18 protein-coding genes are annotated in these 17667 nt (G+C 65.0%); 10 read left to right on the top strand and 8 right to left on the bottom strand.

What is annotated here, in order from left to right; translation table 11 throughout:
• Positions 1–3 precede the first annotated feature (3 nt).
• The 7 genes from xylB to BM279_RS02935 all read left to right on the top strand — a co-directional run bounded on the left by xylB (position 4) and on the right by BM279_RS02935 (position 8585).
• On the top strand, positions 4–1488 hold the full coding sequence (gene xylB, locus BM279_RS02965; RefSeq protein ID WP_093500771.1) for a xylulokinase: 1485 nt from the start codon (positions 4–6) through the stop codon (positions 1486–1488).
• A 69-nt stretch (positions 1489–1557) separates the two neighbouring features.
• On the top strand, positions 1558–2493 hold the full coding sequence (locus BM279_RS02960) for a carbohydrate kinase family protein (RefSeq protein WP_093500769.1): 936 nt from the start codon (positions 1558–1560) through the stop codon (positions 2491–2493).
• Between the two features lie 123 nt (positions 2494–2616).
• Positions 2617–4281, top strand: coding sequence for a glucose-6-phosphate isomerase (gene pgi, locus BM279_RS02955; RefSeq protein ID WP_093500767.1), 1665 nt, complete (start codon positions 2617–2619; stop codon positions 4279–4281).
• A gap of 357 nt (positions 4282–4638) precedes the next feature.
• Entirely contained in the window at positions 4639–5370 is a 732-nt protein-coding gene (locus BM279_RS02950) for a carbonic anhydrase (protein ID WP_093500765.1), read from the top strand.
• Between the two features lie 195 nt (positions 5371–5565).
• Positions 5566–7095, top strand: a complete 1530-nt coding sequence (locus tag BM279_RS02945) for a SulP family inorganic anion transporter (protein WP_093500763.1) — start codon at positions 5566–5568, stop codon at positions 7093–7095.
• A 196-nt stretch (positions 7096–7291) separates the two neighbouring features.
• Complete coding sequence (locus tag BM279_RS02940) at positions 7292–7921, top strand: SCO family protein (RefSeq protein WP_093500761.1); 630 nt, start codon at positions 7292–7294, stop codon at positions 7919–7921.
• 136 nt (positions 7922–8057) lie between these two features.
• Complete coding sequence (locus tag BM279_RS02935) at positions 8058–8585, top strand: REP-associated tyrosine transposase (protein WP_093500758.1); 528 nt, start codon at positions 8058–8060, stop codon at positions 8583–8585.
• A 99-nt stretch (positions 8586–8684) separates the two neighbouring features.
• Here the strand turns inward: BM279_RS02935 and BM279_RS02930 are convergent, their stop codons facing one another.
• Positions 8685–9110, bottom strand: a complete 426-nt coding sequence (locus BM279_RS02930) for a VOC family protein (protein ID WP_093500756.1) — start codon at positions 9108–9110, stop codon at positions 8685–8687.
• 95 nt (positions 9111–9205) lie between these two features.
• Here BM279_RS02930 and BM279_RS02925 point away from each other — a divergent pair, with 95 nt between their 5' ends.
• Both BM279_RS02925 and BM279_RS02920 read left to right on the top strand, forming a co-directional pair.
• Complete coding sequence (locus BM279_RS02925) at positions 9206–10084, top strand: LysR family transcriptional regulator (protein ID WP_093500754.1); 879 nt, start codon at positions 9206–9208, stop codon at positions 10082–10084.
• 31 nt (positions 10085–10115) lie between these two features.
• A complete protein-coding gene (locus BM279_RS02920) occupies positions 10116–10547 on the top strand; it encodes a GFA family protein (protein ID WP_093500752.1) in 432 nt (143 codons plus the stop codon).
• 325 nt (positions 10548–10872) lie between these two features.
• Here BM279_RS02920 and BM279_RS02915 read toward each other — a convergent pair whose 3' ends face one another.
• The 7 genes from BM279_RS02915 to BM279_RS02885 form a co-directional block, all read right to left on the bottom strand.
• Positions 10873–11649 carry a MetQ/NlpA family ABC transporter substrate-binding protein gene (locus tag BM279_RS02915; RefSeq protein WP_093500749.1) on the bottom strand — a complete coding sequence of 259 codons (777 nt, stop codon included), beginning with the start codon at positions 11647–11649 and terminating at the stop codon, positions 10873–10875.
• Between the two features lie 60 nt (positions 11650–11709).
• A complete protein-coding gene (locus BM279_RS02910; protein WP_027908535.1) occupies positions 11710–12375 on the bottom strand; it encodes a methionine ABC transporter permease in 666 nt (221 codons plus the stop codon).
• Positions 12375–13379 (bottom strand): methionine ABC transporter ATP-binding protein, encoded by a 1005-nt coding sequence (locus BM279_RS02905; RefSeq protein ID WP_093500747.1) that lies wholly within the window; start codon positions 13377–13379, stop codon positions 12375–12377. The genes BM279_RS02910 and BM279_RS02905 overlap by 1 nt, the downstream gene beginning before the upstream one ends.
• Before the next feature lie 148 nt (positions 13380–13527).
• Complete coding sequence (locus BM279_RS02900) at positions 13528–14361, bottom strand: hypothetical protein (protein WP_244154102.1); 834 nt, start codon at positions 14359–14361, stop codon at positions 13528–13530.
• Positions 14362–14446: 85 nt separating this feature from the next.
• The gene (znuB, locus tag BM279_RS02895) at positions 14447–15235 is read right to left on the bottom strand and encodes a zinc ABC transporter permease subunit ZnuB (RefSeq protein WP_093500743.1); all 789 of its coding nucleotides are present in this window, start codon (positions 15233–15235) and stop codon (positions 14447–14449) included.
• A complete protein-coding gene (gene znuC, locus BM279_RS02890) occupies positions 15228–16031 on the bottom strand; it encodes a zinc ABC transporter ATP-binding protein ZnuC (protein ID WP_093500741.1) in 804 nt (267 codons plus the stop codon). The genes znuB and znuC overlap by 8 nt, the downstream gene beginning before the upstream one ends.
• Entirely contained in the window at positions 16028–16528 is a 501-nt protein-coding gene (locus BM279_RS02885; RefSeq protein WP_027908539.1) for a Fur family transcriptional regulator, read from the bottom strand. Before BM279_RS02885 ends, znuC begins: the two co-directional genes overlap by 4 nt.
• Positions 16529–16680: 152 nt before the next feature.
• On the opposite strand from BM279_RS02885, the gene znuA reads away from it, so the two are divergent.
• Complete coding sequence (znuA, locus tag BM279_RS02880; protein WP_244154101.1) at positions 16681–17634, top strand: zinc ABC transporter substrate-binding protein ZnuA; 954 nt, start codon at positions 16681–16683, stop codon at positions 17632–17634.
• Positions 17635–17667: the final 33 nt, after the last annotated feature.

Raw genomic sequence — 17667 nt, 5'->3', positions numbered from 1 at the left:
GCCATGTACCTCGGCATCGATTGCGGCACCCAGGGCACCAAAGCGCTGATTCTGGATATCCACAGCGGCAAGGTGCTCGGCGAGGGCAGTGCGGCGCACCGGCTGATCAGCGGCGCCAATGGCCGCCGCGAGCAGGACCCTGCCGACTGGCTGCTGGCCTTCGAGCAGGCCACCGCCCAGGCCCTGCAGCAGGCCGGGGTGGCGGGCAGCGAGATTCTCGGTATCGGCGTGTCCGGCCAGCAGCACGGCCTGGTGCTGCTCGATGCCAAGGGTGAGGTGCTGCGCCCGGCCAAGCTCTGGTGCGACACCGAGTCGACTGCCGAAAACGCCCACCTGCTGGATTTTCTCGGCGGTGACAGCGGCTCGCTGGAACGCCTGGGCGTGGCCATCGCACCGGGCTACACGGTGTCGAAACTGCTGTGGACCCGTGACCATCACCCCGAGGTGTTCGGCCGTATCGCCCACATCCTGTTGCCCCACGACTACCTCAACTACTGGCTGACCGGGCGCGCCTGCGCCGAGTACGGCGATGCCTCCGGCAGCGGTTATTTCAACGTGCGTACGCGCACCTGGGACACCGAGCTGCTGGAGCTGATCGACCCGGAGGGCGCCCTGGTGCGGGCGCTGCCGGAGCTGATCGAATCCGACCGGTGCGTCGGTTCGATTCGCCCGGAAATCGCCGAGCGCCTGGGCCTAAACCCTTGGGCGCTGGTGGCCAGCGGCGGTGGCGACAACATGATGGGCGCCATCGGCACCGGCAACATCGCCCCGGGCGCCATCACCATGAGCCTCGGCACCTCGGGCACGGTGTACGCCTACGCCGATCAGCCGCGCGTCAGCCCACACCCGCAGGTGGCGACCTTCTGTTCGTCCTCCGGCGGCTGGCTGCCGCTTATCTGCACCATGAACCTGACCAACGCCAGCGGCGCGATCCGCGACCTGCTGGGGCTGGATGTGGAAACCTTCGGCGCCCTGGTCGGCGAGGCGCCCATAGGCGCCGGAGGCGTGCTGATGCTGCCGTTCCTCAATGGCGAGCGGGTGCCGGCGCTGCCGCTGGCCACCGCCAGCCTGCATGGCCTCACGAGCGACAACCTGACCCGCGCCAACCTCTGCCGCGCAGTGGTGGAAGGCACCACCTTCGGCCTGCGCTACGGCCTCGATCTGCTCAAGGACAGCGGCATTCGCAGCGACAGCATCCGCCTGATCGGTGGCGGTGCGAAGAGCGCGACCTGGCGGCAGATCGTCGCCGACATCATGGGCGCGCCGGTGGCCTGCCCGCAGCACACCGAGGCGGCGGCGCTCGGTGCGGCGATTCAGGCGGCCTGGTGCGTGAGCCATCAACACGGCGAGGCGTTGAGCCTGCAAAGCCTATGCGAGCGCTGCGTGAGCCTCGATGACGCTCGCAGCGCCGAGCCCGACGAGCTGCGCAGCCGTGCCTACGAGGGCGTCTACCAGCGCTATCGCGAGCAGGTGCGCGCGCTGCAATAATCCACGCCGGCGATACATTCGCCGGCTTTTTCCCTGCGCGAAGGCGCCTTTCCGTGACGCGGAGATCCCATGTACCTGGTATGCGGCGAAGCCCTGTTCGATTTCTTCTGCAACCCCGGCGAGCGCAGCAGCGAGCTGAATTTCAAGGCCTTGGCCGGCGGCTCGCCGTTCAACGTGGCGGTCGGCCTGCGCCGCCTCGGTGTCGAGTCGGCGCTATTCGGCGGCATCTCCAGCGACTACCTCGGACAGCGCCTGCGCCAGGTGCTGAGCGAGGAGGGCGTCAGTGATCGTTACCTGCTCGCCAGCGACGCGCCGACCACCATGGCCATGGTCGCGCTGGATGCCCAAGGCTCGCCGCAGTACATGTTCCGCGGCGAGGGCTGCGCTGATCGTCAGGTGCTGGCCGCGCATTTGCCGGTGCTCGACGAGACGGTGACGGGCCTGCACGTCGGCTCCTATTCCCTGGTGGTGGCGCCGGTTGGCGACACCTTGCTGGCGCTGGTGGAGCGCGAGAGCGGGCGGCGGCTGATCAGCCTGGACCCCAACGTGCGTCTCAATCCGGCACCCGATATCGAGCGCTGGCGGCAGCGAATTGAATCTTTTGCCGCCCACGCGCATCTGATCAAGGTCAGCGAGGAGGACCTGGAGCTGCTGTATCCCGGTGTCTCACCGTCGACGAGCATCGAGCGCTGGTTGGCCCAGCGTTGCCAGGTGGTGTTCCTGACCCGCGGCAGCGAGGGTGCGAGCGTGTTCAGCCGGCAGCATGGGCACTGGTCGTTACCGGCACGCCAGGTGGTCACCCGTGACACCGTGGGCGCCGGCGACACCTTTCAGGCGGCGATCATCGCCTACCTGGTGCAGCATGGGCTGGACAGCCCGGCTGGCGTGGCCGGCTTGTCGCGCGAAGCGCTCTCGGCGATGCTCGATTTCGCCGTGCAGGCGGCGGCGCTGACCTGCTCACGGGTTGGCCCGCAACTGCCGTATCGGCATGAGCTGGCGCAGTAAAGGCCGTTCAGGGGCGCGAGGCGTAGTAGGCAATTTTCAACGCCGTACTTGCCAACGCACGCGTCCCTCGGCATGTAATCGAATTCGCAGGGCCGGGAGGCTGGCCCGAACCAAGGAGTCTTCATGCCGTACCTTTCTTCATCGATGGATGTCACCCAACTGCCGAGCTGGCAGGCCCTGGTCGCCCACCGTGCGCGTCTTGCCGACTTCAGCATGCGCCAGGCCTTCGCCGCCGACCCGAAGCGTTTCGACACCTTCAGCCTGAGCGGCTGCGGGCTGTTCCTGGATTACTCGAAGAACCTGATCAACACCGAAACCCGCGAGCTGCTGGTCAACCTGGCACGTGAAGTCGGGCTGGAAAAGGCCATTCGCGCGCTGTTCGAAGGCGAGCTGCTGAACAACACCGAAAAGCGCCCGGCCCTGCACACCGCGCTGCGCCGCCCGCTGGGCGACAAGGTGGAAGTTGACGGCGTCGATATCATCCCCGAGGTGCAGCGCGTGCTGCAGCAGATGACCGAGCTGGTCGGTCGCATCCACGACGGCCTGTGGCGCGGCTACACCGAGAAGCCGATCACCGACGTGGTGAACATCGGTATTGGTGGCTCCTTCCTCGGCCCGCAGTTGGTTTCCGAGGCGCTGTTGCCGTTCGCCCAGCGCGGCGTGCGCTGCCATTACCTGGCCAATATCGATGGCAGCGAATTCCATGAGCTGGCCGCCAAGCTGCGCGCCGAGACCACCCTGTTCATCGTTTCGTCGAAGTCCTTCGGCACCTTGGAAACCCTGAAGAATGCCCAGGCGGCCCGCGGCTGGTACTTGGCCCAGGGCGGTTCCGAAGCCGAGCTGTATCGGCACTTCATCGCCGTGTCGAGCAACCGTGAAGCGGCGGTGGGTTTCGGCATTCGCGAAGAGAACATCTTCCCGATGTGGGACTGGGTCGGCGGCCGTTACTCGCTGTGGTCGGCCATTGGGTTGCCCATCGCGCTGTCCATTGGTATGTCCAACTTCAAGGAGCTGCTGTCCGGCGCCTATCGCATGGACGAGCACTTCAAGACCGCGCCATTCGAGGAAAACATGCCGGTGTTGCTGGCGCTCCTCGGCGTCTGGTACGGCAATTTCTGGAATGCCCAGAGCCATGCCATCCTGCCGTACGACCACTACCTGCGTAACATCACCAAGCACCTGCAGCAGCTGGACATGGAGTCCAACGGCAAGAGCGTGCGCGGTGATGGTCAGCCGGTCAGCGTCGCCACTGGCCCTGTGATCTGGGGCGGTGTGGGCTGTAACGGCCAGCACGCCTACCACCAGTTGCTGCACCAGGGCACCCAACTGATTCCGGCGGATTTCATCGTGCCGGTGAGCAGCTACAACCCGGTCGCCGATCACCACCAGTGGCTGTACGCCAACTGCCTGTCGCAGAGCCAGGCGCTTATGCTTGGCAAGTCTCGTGAAGAGGCCGAGGCCGAGTTGCGCGCCAAGGGCATGAGCGAGGAAGACGTGCAGCGCCTGGCGCCGCACAAGGTGATCCCCGGTAACCGGCCGAGCAACACCCTGGTGATGGAGCGCGTCAGCCCGCGTCGCCTCGGCGCGCTGATCGCCATGTACGAGCACAAGGTGTTCGTGCAGAGCGTCATCTGGGGCAATAACGCCTTCGACCAATGGGGCGTGGAGCTGGGCAAGGAGCTGGGCAAGGGCGTCTATTCGCGCATGGTCGGCAGCGACGAGCCGAAGGCCGAGGACGGTTCCACTCAAGGCCTGATCGACTTCTTCCGCGGTCGCCACCGCGGCTGATCCTGCCATGCAGCCCTATCCCGTACAGCAGGTTTGTGCGGGATAGGGTTCGTCTTGCTCTCCTACCCACACCCTTGTTTCTCGATCAAAGGCGCCGGGCTGTCACGGAAAAGACATCTGCGCGTTTTTGAATGGTCGCTATCAGGCCCATGTTAGAGCGGCTGGGTAAACCATCGCGTTTATCCACGCATGGTGGCATGCGGTTACAAAAGCACCGCCGATATTAGGCGGATTTCTTGCGATTAAGGTTGGTTTAAGCCTTCATGGGTAAGTTCGTTTGCTATGTGACCTATGAGTCACGAATCAAACTGCCACTAGATGGCAAGTCAATATCACGACTGAAAACCAGGAGGCACCATGAGCGAGCGTGTTCGTTCCATCCGATCCGCCACACCCCCAGCAGCCGGCAAGCAGAGCGCAGACGAGGCCCTGCAAACCCTGCTTGATGGCTTCCAGCGTTTTCGTAACGACGTGTTCCCCGAGCAGCGCGAGCTGTTCAGCAAACTGGCCAACCAGCAAAGCCCCCGGGCCATGTTCATCACCTGTGCCGATTCGCGCATCGTTCCCGAGCTGATCACCCAGAGCGATCCCGGCTCGCTGTTCGTGACCCGTAACGTCGGCAACGTGGTGCCGCCCTACGGCCAGATGAACGGTGGCGTTTCCACTGCCATCGAATACGCGGTGATGGGCCTGGGCGTGCAGCACATCATCATCTGCGGCCACTCCGATTGCGGCGCCATGAAGGCGGTGCTCAACCCGCAGAGCATCGAGCGCATGCCTACCGTCAAGGCCTGGCTGCGCCATGCCGAGGTCGCCAAGACCGTTACCCAGCAGAGCTGCAGCTGCGCCGAGCACCAGGAACTTGGCGTGCTGACCGAAGAGAACGTGGTCGCTCAGCTCGATCATCTGCGCACTCATCCTTCCGTCGCTGCGCGCCTGGCCAGCGGCCAGTTGTTCATCCACGGCTGGGTCTACGACATCGAGAACTGCACCATCAAGGCGTACGACGCCGAGCGTGGCGAGTTCCTGCCCCTCGATGGCGAAACCACCCCCAATGCCAGCCCGCGAGCCCGTTACCTGGCCTCGTAACGCTAATGACAGGACGTCACCCGGTGGCCATGAATCGACCCGCGGATTAACCGCCCACAATCGACAGCCGTTCTGGCTTGTTGCCTGACCTCAGGCAACAAGCTCCTTGGGTTCTGACTGCCTTACACCTGCTGACGGCGAGCCATAGCTCTCCGTCATGACCTTTCGTGCGCCGGATCTGCAGGAGACCGCACCATGACCCTCGCTTCATTCAAATCCGCTCTGCCACGCGATGCCCTGGCATCCATCGTGGTTTTCCTCGTCGCCCTGCCGCTGTGCATGGGTATCGCCATCGCCTCCGGCATGCCACCGGCCAAGGGCCTGATCACCGGCATCATTGGCGGCCTGGTGGTCGGCTGGATAGCCGGCTCGCCGCTGCAGGTCAGCGGCCCGGCGGCGGGCCTCGCCGTGCTGGTGTTCGAGCTGGTACGCACCCACGGTATCGCCATGCTCGGGCCGATCCTGCTGCTCGCCGGTCTGCTGCAATTGGTCGCCGGGCGCCTGCGCCTGGGATGCTGGTTCCGCGTTACCGCCCCGGCGGTGGTGTACGGCATGCTCGCCGGTATCGGCATCCTTATCTTGCTTTCGCAGTTCCACGTGATGTTCGACGTGAAGCCCCAGGCCTCCGGCCTGGACAACCTCATGGCCTTTCCCGCGACTCTGAGCCAGGCCATTCCCGGCCTCGGCGGCGGCAGTGCGCTGGCGGCGGCCCTGCTGGGCTTCGGCACCATCACCTGCATGTTCCTGTGGGACAAATTGCGCCCGCAAAGCCTGCGCTTTCTGCCTGGCGCGCTGATCGGCGTGACGCTGATGACCGCCGTCAGCCTGTGGCTGGGCCTGGGAGTGGCACGGGTCGAGGTGCCGGCCAACCTGAGCGATGCCATCGACTGGATACAGCCGGCCGACCTGTTCAACCTCGCCAACCCGCAGATCATCCTGGCGGCGGTGGTGCTGGCCTTTATTGCCAGTGCGGAAACCCTGCTGTCCGCCGCGGCGGTGGACCGTATGCATAATGGCCCCCGTTCCAACCTGGACCGTGAACTATCCGCCCAGGGCGTCGGCAACATGCTCTGCGGCGTGCTCGGCGCGCTGCCGATGACCGGCGTGATCGTACGCAGCTCGGCCAACGTCCAGGCCGGTGCACGTACCCGCCTATCGACCATCTTCCACGGTGCCTGGCTGCTGGCCTTCGTGATGGTGCTGCCGGCGGTGCTGCAAAGCATTCCCGTCGCCTGCCTGGGCGGCGTGCTGGTGTACACCGGCTTCAAGCTGGTCGACATCAAGGCCATTCGCGGCCTGGGCCGTTACGGCCGTGCTCCGGTGTTCATCTATGCGGCCACCGCCCTGGGCATCGTCACCGTGGACCTGCTGACTGGCGTGCTGATCGGCTTCGCCCTGACCCTGCTCAAGCTGGCCGGCAAGGCCTCGCGCCTGAAGGTCAGCCTCAACGAGCTCGGCCCCGACGAAGCGGAACTGCGCCTGACCGGCTCGGCAACCTTCCTCAAGGTGCCGCACCTGGCCAGTGTGCTGGAAGGCATCGCGCCGACCACGCGCCTTCACGTGCCGCTCGACAAGCTCAGCTACGTCGACCATGCCTGCATGGAACTGCTCGACGACTGGGGCCGCGCCGCCGAGCAGCAGGGCGGGGCGCTGCTGATCGAGCGCCATGGCCTGACCCGTCGCCTCGAAGGCCGCGCGCTGAACATGCGCCGCGCCATGGCCTGAGGGGCTCCTGGCCGGCTGTCAGCGTGACAGCTGGCCGCAGGGTGCAACGGCCACCTGGCGCCGCGTATCTGGTACCTTTCCCCGCTGCGCATCGCCAGATGGCCGATTCCTGTGCCCCTAGGCACAGCTCTCCCGCCGAGCCGGGGGCATCGGGTCATTCAGGGCGATACCTTTTACCCTGACCATCGTGGCCACCATGACTCGCAAGCACATCGCTATCTTCGCCCTTATCGCCGCCGCGGCCCTGGTGCTCGGCCTGATCGCTAGCCAGGCGCTGCGCGGCAAGTCAAACGACGCTGCTGCCCTGCTCGACGCCGGCCTCGTCATGCTGCCCCAGCCGCGCCAGGTGCCTGCTCTGGATTTCCTCGACCAGGACAGCCAAGCCTTCTCCACCGGCCAGCTCAAGGATCAGTGGAGCCTGTTGTTCTTCGGCTACACCTTCTGCCCGGACATCTGCCCGGCGACCCTGGCGCAACTGCGCCAACTGCGCACGCAGATCCCGGAAGAGACCTGGAACAACCTGCGCATCGTGCTGGTGAGCGTCGACCCGGCCCGCGACACGCCGGAGCAGATGAAGAAATACCTGGGCTACTTCAACGCTGGCTTCATGGGCCTGAGCGGCGAGCCGGACACCATCCAGAAGCTGTCCAGCGCGGTAAGCATCCCCTTCATTCCTGCCGATACCAGCAAGGAAAACTACACCGTCGACCACAGCGGCAACCTCGCCATCATCGGCCCGGACGGCACCCAGCGCGGCTTCATTCGTGCGCCGATCAATATCGACAAGCTGGCGGCGCAGTTGCCTGGGTTGGTCGGCGGAAAATGATCGGCGGTGGTTGATGGGTTTCACCCATCCTACGGATCTCGACGAGTCTGGGCGCGATATATTGATAGCGCCGCTATTTTGTAGGATGGGTGAAACCCATCAGCAAACACAAACCGACCCAAGGACGGGAACGTTGATGACCAACTACCGTCGCCACTACCAGGCAGGTGGCACCTATTTCTTCACCTTGGTTCTCGCCGATCGCCGCCAGGACTGGCTGGTCTCCCATATCGCCGCCCTGCGCCAGAGCATCCATCAGAAACAGCAACGTGCGCCCTTCGCTCTACAGGCCTGGGTGGTGCTTCCCGAACACTGCCGCCTGCTGATGCGCCTACCCGAGGGCGACAGGGATTTCTCCAACCGGTTGCGCCGCATCAAAGGTGATTTCTCCCGGCAGATTCCGCTTCCTGCGGACCTGCGCCAAAGTCAGAGAGCCAAGGGCGAACGTGGCGTCTGGCAGCGTCGCTTTTGGGAACACGCCATTCGGGATGAAGATGATTGGCGGCGGCATATGGATTACATCCATCACAACCCGGTCAAGCATGGATTGGTGGCGCGGGTGAGCGATTGGCCGCATTCGTCGTTTCACGCATATGTGCAGCGTGGTGTGTATCCGCCGGATTGGGGATGGGCAGCGGAGGTGGAGATGGCGGCGGGGGAGTAGATGCAGAATGGGTTACCGAGGGAGCACTGATGGGTTTCACCCATCCTACGTTTCGCGGTCGACCCGTAGGATGGGTGCAACCCATCAAGTTCCTAAAACCTATTTGGCGAACAGCTGGCTCATGTCCTTGAACGCCTTGAACTCCAGCGCGTTGCCGCAGGGGTCGAGCAGGAACATGGTGGCTTGTTCGCCGACCTGGCCCTTGAAGCGGATATAGGGCTCGATCACGAAGGCCATTTCGCGTGCCTGCAGGCGCTGCGCCAGGGCTTCCCAGGTTGGCCAGTCGAGGATCACGCCGAAGTGCGGCACCGGCACGTCGTGGCCGTCCACCGGGTTGCTGATAGCCGATTCCTGGTGCGGCATTTTCGGGGCTTCGTGGATCACCAGCTGGTGGCCGAAGAAGTCGAAATCCACCCAGTGATCGCTGCTGCGGCCTTCGGCGCAGCCAAACACTTCGCCATAGAAATGCCGGGAGGCGTCCAGGTCGTAGACGGGGATGGCCAGGTGAAACGGGGACAGTGCCATGTGTGAGCTCCTCAGGTCGGTGTCACCGATTCTAGATGCAAGGATTTTGATTAAAAGCGAATATCCTTGCCGTCGAGCTCAAAAGAAATCGATCAATGATCCGAGAATTGAAGACCTTCGTAGCCGTGGCCCGCTACGGCACCTTCGCGGCCGCCGGGCTGCGGGTGGGCCTCACTCAATCTGCCGTCAGCGCGCAGATGCGCGTGCTGGAGCAGAGCCTGGGCGTGCGCCTGTTCGATCGCAGCGGGCGCAGTGCGGTGCTCAGTGCTGGCGGGCGCCACGCCTTGCCGCTGGCCGAGCAGATGCTCGGCCTGTATGCGCAGATGGCGCTGCCCACCGCGCTCGAGGAATGGCGGGGCGAGCTGAAGATCGGCGCCATTGCCAGCGTACAGACGGGATTGCTGCCCGAGGCCCTGGTGCGCTTTCGCGCCCGGGCTTCGCAGGTCGAGCTGAAGCTGGTGCCCGGCGTATCCCTGGATCTACTCGGCCAGGTGGATGCCGGCGAGCTGGACCTGGCGCTATTGATCCGCCCGCCCTTCGAACTGCCCAAGGAGCTGATGCAAGTCGACCTGGCACGTGAGCCCTTCGTACTGATCGCACCGCCCGGCATGGAGGGTGATGACCCGCTGCAACTGCTGCGTGAACAGCCCTTCGTGCGCTATGACCGGCGTTCCTTCGGCGGCCGCCAGGTCGAGCGTTTCCTGCGCGAACAACGCCTGGCGCCCCGCGAAGCGCTGGAGCTGGATGAACTGGAAGCCATCGTGCGTATGGTCGAATGCGGCCTGGGCGTGTCGCTGATTCCCCGCGCCGGCCTGTGGTGCCAGCGGCCGCAGACGCTGCGTGTGGTGGAGTTGGGTGAGCTGACCTTTCACCGCGAGCTGGTGGCGATCCTGCGTCGTGCCCAGCGACAGCCGGCACTGGACTGGCTGCTGCAGTGCCTGGCCAGACCACTGCCGGGTGAATCGGATTTATGATCGGCGTTTCTGCCTAGCGGAGGTGTGACGGATGAACAAGGATATCAGCGAGATCAACGGCGCCTGTCATTGCCGCGGCGTGCGTTTTCACGTGACCCTGAGCGACGGTCTGCATACCGCACGGCGTTGCACCTGCTCCTACTGCCGGATGCGTGGCGCGGTGGCAGTGTCCGCCGAGCTGGCCGGTTTTCGGATTCTTCAGGGTACGGAGCTGCTGAGCACCTATCGTTTCAATACCGGGAGCGCCGAGCATTTCTTCTGCTCACGCTGCGGTATCTACACCCACCACCAGCGTCGCTCCAATCCCCATCAGTACGGTGTCAACGTCGCCTGCCTGGAGGGCATCAGCCCGTTCGATTTCGAGGAAGTGCCGGTCAGCGATGGCATCGCCCATCCCAAGGACGACCCCAGCGGAGCAGGCCCGCGACAGGCCGGGATGCTGCGCTTTATTCCCGCCGACTGAGAACCTGTCCACGATCTGCTACGCGTCGGCCCTACTGCGTTAAAAACAGGCTGGATTGCCAGCCCAGTCGGAAAGCCACTTGCAGCTAACGCACTTTAGTGCGGCCCCGAAGGGGCGAGCGAAGCGAGTAATGCTCATTTACAGCTCGTAAAGTCGGGCGCGACTCCGACCGCTACTCGCCTGTTTTTGTGGGGCCGCCTAGGCCTTGTATGGCTCTAGCTCGCGAGATCGTGAAAAAGCTCTGAGAAATCAGCGCTGCAGACATGAAAATGCCGCGTGGCCCGGAGGCGACGCGGCATTGGATGCAACAGTTGCGTAGCGACGATCAGAACGCCGGAACCACCGCGCCTTTGTATTTTTCCAGGATGAAGGCTTTTACTTCATCGCTGTGCAGGGCCTTGACCAGCTTCTGCACGGCCGGGCTGTCCTTGTTGTCTTCGCGGGTCACCAGAATGTTGACGTATGGCGAGTCGCTGCCTTCGATGGCCAGGGCGTCCTGGGTCGGGTTCAGCTTGGCTTCCAGGGCGTAGTTGGTGTTGATCAGCGCCAGATCGACCTGGGTCAGTACGCGCGGCAGGGTCGCGGCTTCCAGTTCACGCACCTTGATGCCTTTCGGGTTCTCGGCGATGTCCTTCGGGGTGGACAGGATGTTGGTCGGATCCTTCAGGGTGATCACGCCGGCCTTCTGCAGCAGCAGCAGGGCGCGGCCGCCGTTGGTGGCGTCATTGGGGATCACCACATTGGCGCCTTGCGGCAGGTCTTTGAGATCCTTGATCTTGCTGGAGTAGGCGCCGAACGGCTCGACGTGCACGCCACCGACGCTGACCAGGCTGGTGCCACGGCTCTTGTTGAACTCGTCCAGGTACGGCTGGTGCTGGAAGAAGTTGGCGTCGAGGCGTTTCTCGGCGACCTGCACGTTGGGCTGCACGTAGTCGGTGAAGACTTTCACGTCCAGCTCCACGCCTTCTTCGGCCAGGGCCGGTTTGACGAAATTGAGGATCTCGGCGTGTGGGACGGCCGAGGCGGCGACGCGCAGGGCTTCAGCCTGGGCAGCGCTGGAGAAGGCTGCGACGACAGCCAGGGCAGTAAGCAGTTTTTTCATCGTTGACTCCTTGAAGTGAGATGGCGTGGCGGCAGGCTGCCGCTGGCCCTTCCAGCTGTTTTATTTACGAGAGAAGTGCACCACCAGGCGGTCGCCGATGGTTTGCAGAATCTGTACGAGCACCACCAGTAGCGCCACGGTCACGAACATCACGTCCGGCTGGTAACGCTGGTAGCCGTAACGCACCGCCAGGTCGCCCAGGCCGCCGCCGCCGATCAGGCCGCTCATTGCGGTGTAGGACACCAGAGTGATGGCAGTGACGGTGATGGCCGCCAGAATGCCTGGCAGGGCTTCGGGCAGCAGGGCGTTGAAGATGATCTGTCGGGTGCTGGCGCCCATCGCTTGGGTCGCTTCGATGATGCCGCGGTCTACCTCGCGCAGGGCGGTTTCCACCAGGCGCGCGAAGAATGGTGTGGCGCCGACCACCAGCGGTGGAATGGCCCCGGCGACGCCCAGAGAGGTGCCGGTGATCACCACCGTGACCGGGATGAGCAGGATCAGCAGGATCACGAACGGCACCGAACGCAGCACGTTGACCACCAGGGATATCACCGCGTATAGGCCTTTCTGTTCGAACATCTGCCGCGGGCCGGTGAGGAACAGCAGCACGCCAAGGGGCAGGCCGAACAGCACGGTGAACAGCATGGAGCCGCCGAGCATGTTCAGGGTATCGATACTGGCCTGCCAGATTTCCAGCCAGTCGACGTTGGGCAGTAAGGTTTCCATCAGCGCAGGACCTCCAGGTGCACGTCAGCCGCTTCGAAGCGGGCGAGGGCGGCGTCGATGTCGCCGCCGGTCAGCGCCAGGGTCAGCTGGCCGTAGGGCGTGTCCTTGATGCGGTCGATGCGCCCGGCAAGGATGCTGTAGTCGATGCCGGTTTCCCGGGCGACCTGGCCGAGAACCGGCGAATAGGTGGACTCACCGATGAAGGTCAGGCGCAGGATGCGGCCCTGCACATGGGCGAAATCGTCGCGTTGGTCGTCCTCGTCGACGTGCTCGGCTTCCTGCACGAAGCGTTTGGTGGTGGCGTGCTGCGGGTGCAGGAACACCTCGGCCACCGGGCCCTGTTCGACGATCACGCCGGCATCCATCACCGCCACGCGGTCGCAGACGCGGCGGATCACGTCCATCTCGTGGGTGATCAGCACGATGGTCAGGCCCAGTTCGCGGTTGATCTCGGCCAGCAGTTGCAGCACCGAGGCGGTGGTCTGCGGGTCGAGGGCGCTGGTGGCCTCGTCGCAGAGCAGAATCTTCGGCCGGGTGGCCAGGGCGCGGGCGATGCCGACGCGCTGCTTCTGGCCACCCGAGAGCTGCGCCGGGTACTTGTTGGCGTGATCCTTGAGGCCGACGCGATCGAGCAGGGCAGCGACGCGCTGGTCGATTTCCTTCGCCGGCATACCTGCCAGTTTCAGCGGCATGCCGACGTTGGCGGCAACGGTTTTGGAGGACAGCAGGTTGAAGTGCTGGAAGATCATGCCCACTTGCTGGCGGAATTTGCGCAGGCCGTCGGCGCCCAGGGCGGTGACGTCCACACCGTCGATGTCGATGCGCCCGCCGGAGGGCTCCTCGAGGCGGTTGATCAGGCGCAGCAGGGTGCTCTTGCCGGCACCGGAATGGCCGATGATGCCGAACACTTCGCCACGTTCGATGTGCAGGTCGCAGGGTTGCAGGGCGGGAATATCGCGGCCACTGACGCGGTACGCCTTGTGAACCTGATGAAAGTCGATCACGCGTTAAACCTTTTGGGTTCTTCGTTCTGCCGGGTAGGCATGAGCATAAAAATGATTGCCAGTTTACCCGGCGCTGCTTAGGCCTCAAAAATCTTTGTAGGCCTATGTTTATAGCTAAATGGCTGGTTTAGCAGCCGGAGTCGGGGCCTTACTGGCCCCTTGCACGCAGCACCAGACGCGGCACCTGAACCGGTTTGACGGCGTGGCTGAGCACAAGTTTGAACGTTGGGTCGAGCTTCATCACCCGTGCTTCGAGCAGCGCCGTCACGCGGCGCAGGTCCTCGGGGCTGCGCACCTGGATATGCACACTGCGGTCAAAGGCCACCACGTCGGCGGCCACGGCATCCAGACGTTCTGCCAGCGCCGCCTCGTCGCGGCTGTCGAGCATCGCCAGGCTGACATCGCTGCGCTTGGCCGTCGGGTCGATCAGCTGCGCCGGCAACGCTGCGGGCGCGTTATCGGCGGCGCGGCTGGCGGCCGCCTGGGTTTCCGCGGCCTGGCGCAGCAAGCGCAGCTGCTCCTGGCGGGCGGCCTGGGCCTGTTCACCGGCCTGGCGGGCCTGCTCGACGGCGCTCAGTTCGGCCTGGCGAGCCTTGCCGATGGCGCCGTCCAGACCGGTGGTCAGGGCTGGCGCCTTGGGCATCAGGGTGCGCGCGTGGGCCAGGGATTTGGCGGCCTTGTCCAGGTCGCCGGCTTCCAGGGCCTTCTGGCCTTCCTTCAGGTACGCCTCGGAGAGTTGGCGCTGGGCCTGCAACACGGCAGCGGGCTCACCGTCCGCCTGCAGCACCTGCAGCTGGGCTTCGGCCTCGGCCAGTTGGCCAGCGGCCAGGTGCGCCTCGAACTGCTGCTGGGCACTGGGCGTCGCTGCCACTGTGGCCGGCGCTGGTGCGGGCGCGGCGGCCTGCTGACTGTGACTCTGGCAGCCAACGGTCAGCAGGGCCAACGCGGCCAGGGCAACGCAGCGTAAAGGAAACGATGTCATGACTGCGAGTCTCGGTTTGTGCAAAAAATACGCAATTCTACACGGCGGCCGGCGGGCCACCAAATGTGCCATCACGGTCGCTCGGTCAGGCCTTGCGGCGCGGCAGTAGAAAGCTCAGCAGGAACAGGCTGGCGGCCGACACCACGATCGACGGCCCGGCTGGCGTGTCCTTGAACCACGACAGGCTCAGACCACAACACACCGCAATGATGCCCAGCAGGCTGGCGCCGAAGGCCATCTGCTCGGGCGTGCGGGCGTGCCGCTGGGCGGCGGCAGCGGGGATGATCAGCAGCGAGGTGATCAGCAGCACGCCGACGATCTTCATAGCCACGGCGATGACGATGGCGATCAGCAGCATCAGCCCCAGGCGGATGGCGGCGACCGGCAGGCCTTCCACACGGGCCAGTTCCTCGTGCACGGTGATCGCCAGCAGCGGGCGCCACATCAGCACCAGCAGTATCAGAACCAGGGCGCTGCCGGCGAGGATCCAGGCCAAGTCGGTGGGGCTCACTGCCAGCAGGTCGCCGAACAGGTAGCCCATCAAGTCGATGCGCACGTCACGCATGAAGCTCAGCACCACCAGGCCCAGGGACAGGGTGCTGTGAGCGAGGATGCCGAGCAGGGTGTCGCTGGCCAGCGGCTGACGGGTCTGCAGGGTCACCAGCAGGATCGCCAGCAGTACGCAACCGACGGTCACCGCGAAGGTCGGGTTGACGTCCAGCATCAGGCCCAGCGCCACGCCGAGCAGGGCGGCGTGGGACAGGGTGTCGCCGAAATAGGCCATGCGCCGCCACACCACGAAGGAGCCGAGGGGGCCGGCGACCAGGGCCAGGGCGAGGCCGGCGAGCAGGGCGTTGAACAGAAAATCAGCCATGCTTGCAGCCGTCTCCATGGATGTGAGGGCGGACCGGGCCGTGGATGGTCAGGCCGGGTTTGTCGCTGACCACGGCGCCGTGCAGGTCGTGTTCGTGGTCATGGTGGTGGTGATAGACGGCCAGGCTCTGGGCGTCGCGGCCGAACAGCTCGACGAAGGCCGGATCGAAGCTGACCTGCTCCGGATGGCCCGAGCAGCACACGTGGCGGTTCAGGCAGACCACCTGGTCGGTGGTGCTCATCACCAGGTGCAGGTCGTGGGAAACCATCAGCACGCCGCAGCCATGGCGGTCGCGCAGGCGGGTGATCAGCCGGTACAGCTCGGCCTGGCCGGCGACGTCGACGCCCTGCACCGGCTCGTCGAGCACCAGCAACTGCGGTTCGCGCAGCAGCGCACGGGCCAGCAGCACACGCTGCATCTCACCACCGGAAATGCCCTGCAGCGGGCTGTCGAGCACTTGGCTGGCGCCCACTTCAGCCAGCGCGGCCTGGGCGCGGGCACGATCCACGCCCGGTACCAGGCGCAGGAAACGCAGCACGCTGAGCGGCAGGGTCGGGTCGACGTGCAGCTTCTGCGGCATATAGCCGATGCGCAGCTTGGGCTTGCGCCACACCATGCCGCTGTCCGGAGTGAGCAGGCCGAGCACGGCGCGCACCAGGGTGGTCTTGCCGGCGCCGTTGGGGCCAATCAGGGTGACGATTTCGCCGGGCTGGATGGTCAGCTCGACCTTGTCCAGCACGGTCTGCCCGGTGAAGGCGACGGTCACGCCCTCGAGGCGTATCAGCGCGTCGCTCATTTGTTGCCCTGGCAGCCTGCGCACAGACCGACGACTTCCACGGTCTGGTTTTCCACCGCGAAACCGACGCCCTTGGCGCCGCGCACGATGGCCTCGCTGATGGCGGTCTGCTCCAGCTCCACGGCGGCACTGCAACTGCGGCAGATCAGGAACTGGCTCTGGTGCGCGTGGGCCGGGTGGCTGCAGCCGACGAAGGCGTTGAGCGAGGCGATGCGATGCACCAAGCCGTTTTCCAGTAAAAAATCCAGGGCGCGATAGACAGTGGGCGGCGCGGCGCGGCGGCCGTCTTCCTCGCTGAGCACGGCGAGAATGTCGTAGGCGCCCAGCGGCTTGTGGCTGGCCCACACCAGCTCCAGCACACGCTTGCGCAGGGCGGTCAGGCGCAGGCCCTCGCGGGCGCAGATGGCCTCGGCTTCAGCCAGCGCATGGCTGACGCAGTGGGAGTGATCATGGGGGCGCGATGCCAGTGGTGGCACGACGCTGACGGGTTTGTACATGGCGTGGCCTCGAAACGTAGGACGTTATTCTATTACGCATCGGCGCCGCGATGCCACGCATCGGCCGGTTTGCCCGTCGCCTCGCTTCGACGTGTGGTGAAAAGAGATGTTATTGTATTACTCCCTTTCGCCTGTGACCGATTCCTCCGCCTATGTTGCCGCGCCTGCCTTCCCCGCTTTCTCTGATCCTCTCCCTCGCCCTGCTGGTTGCCGCCGGCGCCGCCCAGGCCGAGGTGCGCGTGCTGACCAGCATCAAGCCCCTGCAGCTGATCGCTGCCGCAGTGCAGAGCGGCGTCGGTGAGCCTGACGTGCTGCTGCCACCGGGCGCCTCGCCGCATCATTACGCGCTGCGCCCCTCGGATATGCGTCGGGTGCAGGAAGTCGATCTGGTGTACTGGGTCGGCCCGGACATGGAGAGCTTCATGCCCCGCGTGCTGGCGACCCGCGAGAAGCCCAGCGTGGCCGTGCAGAGCCTGCCGGGCATGACCTTGCGCCACTTTGGCGAAGAGCATGGCGGTGATCACGATCACGATCACGAGGCTGGGCAGGCCACCGCCGACGAGCACGACCATGACCATCGCCCCGGCAGCCTGGACGCTCACCTGTGGTTGTCGTCGGCCAACGCCCGAGTGATTGCCGCGCGCATGGCGGCTGATCTTGCCAAGGCCGACCCGGCCAACGCCGCACGCTACCAGGCCAATCTCGAATCCTTCGGCAAGCGCCTGGATGCCCTGGAGCCGCGCCTGCACGCGCAACTCAAGCCGCTGGCCGAAAAGCCGTTCTTCGTGTTCCACGAGGCGTTCGACTATTTCGAGGCCGCCAACGGCCTCAAGCACACCGGCGTATTCAGCGTCGCCAACGAAGTGCAGCCAGGCGCCCGCCATGTGGCGGCCATGCGCGAGCGCCTGCAGGAAGTCGGGCCGACTTGCGTGTTCAGCGAGCCGCCGTTGCGTCCGCGGCTGGCCGAAACCCTGACTGCCGGCCTGCCGGCCACCCTGGCCGAGCTGGATGCCATGGGCAGCCAGGCGCCGCTTGATGCGACAGGCTACGAAAGCATGCTGCAGGCGCTGGCCGATGGTTACAGCGCCTGCCTGGGCAAGCTCTAGGCTAAAGGCGCTGACCGGGCTGCAAGCGCGCCC

The organism is Phytopseudomonas straminea, from assembly GCF_900112645.1.
In the GTDB taxonomy this organism is placed as follows: domain Bacteria; phylum Pseudomonadota; class Gammaproteobacteria; order Pseudomonadales; family Pseudomonadaceae; genus Aquipseudomonas; species Aquipseudomonas straminea.
This window is presented reverse-complemented; position numbering and strand designations above follow the sequence as displayed.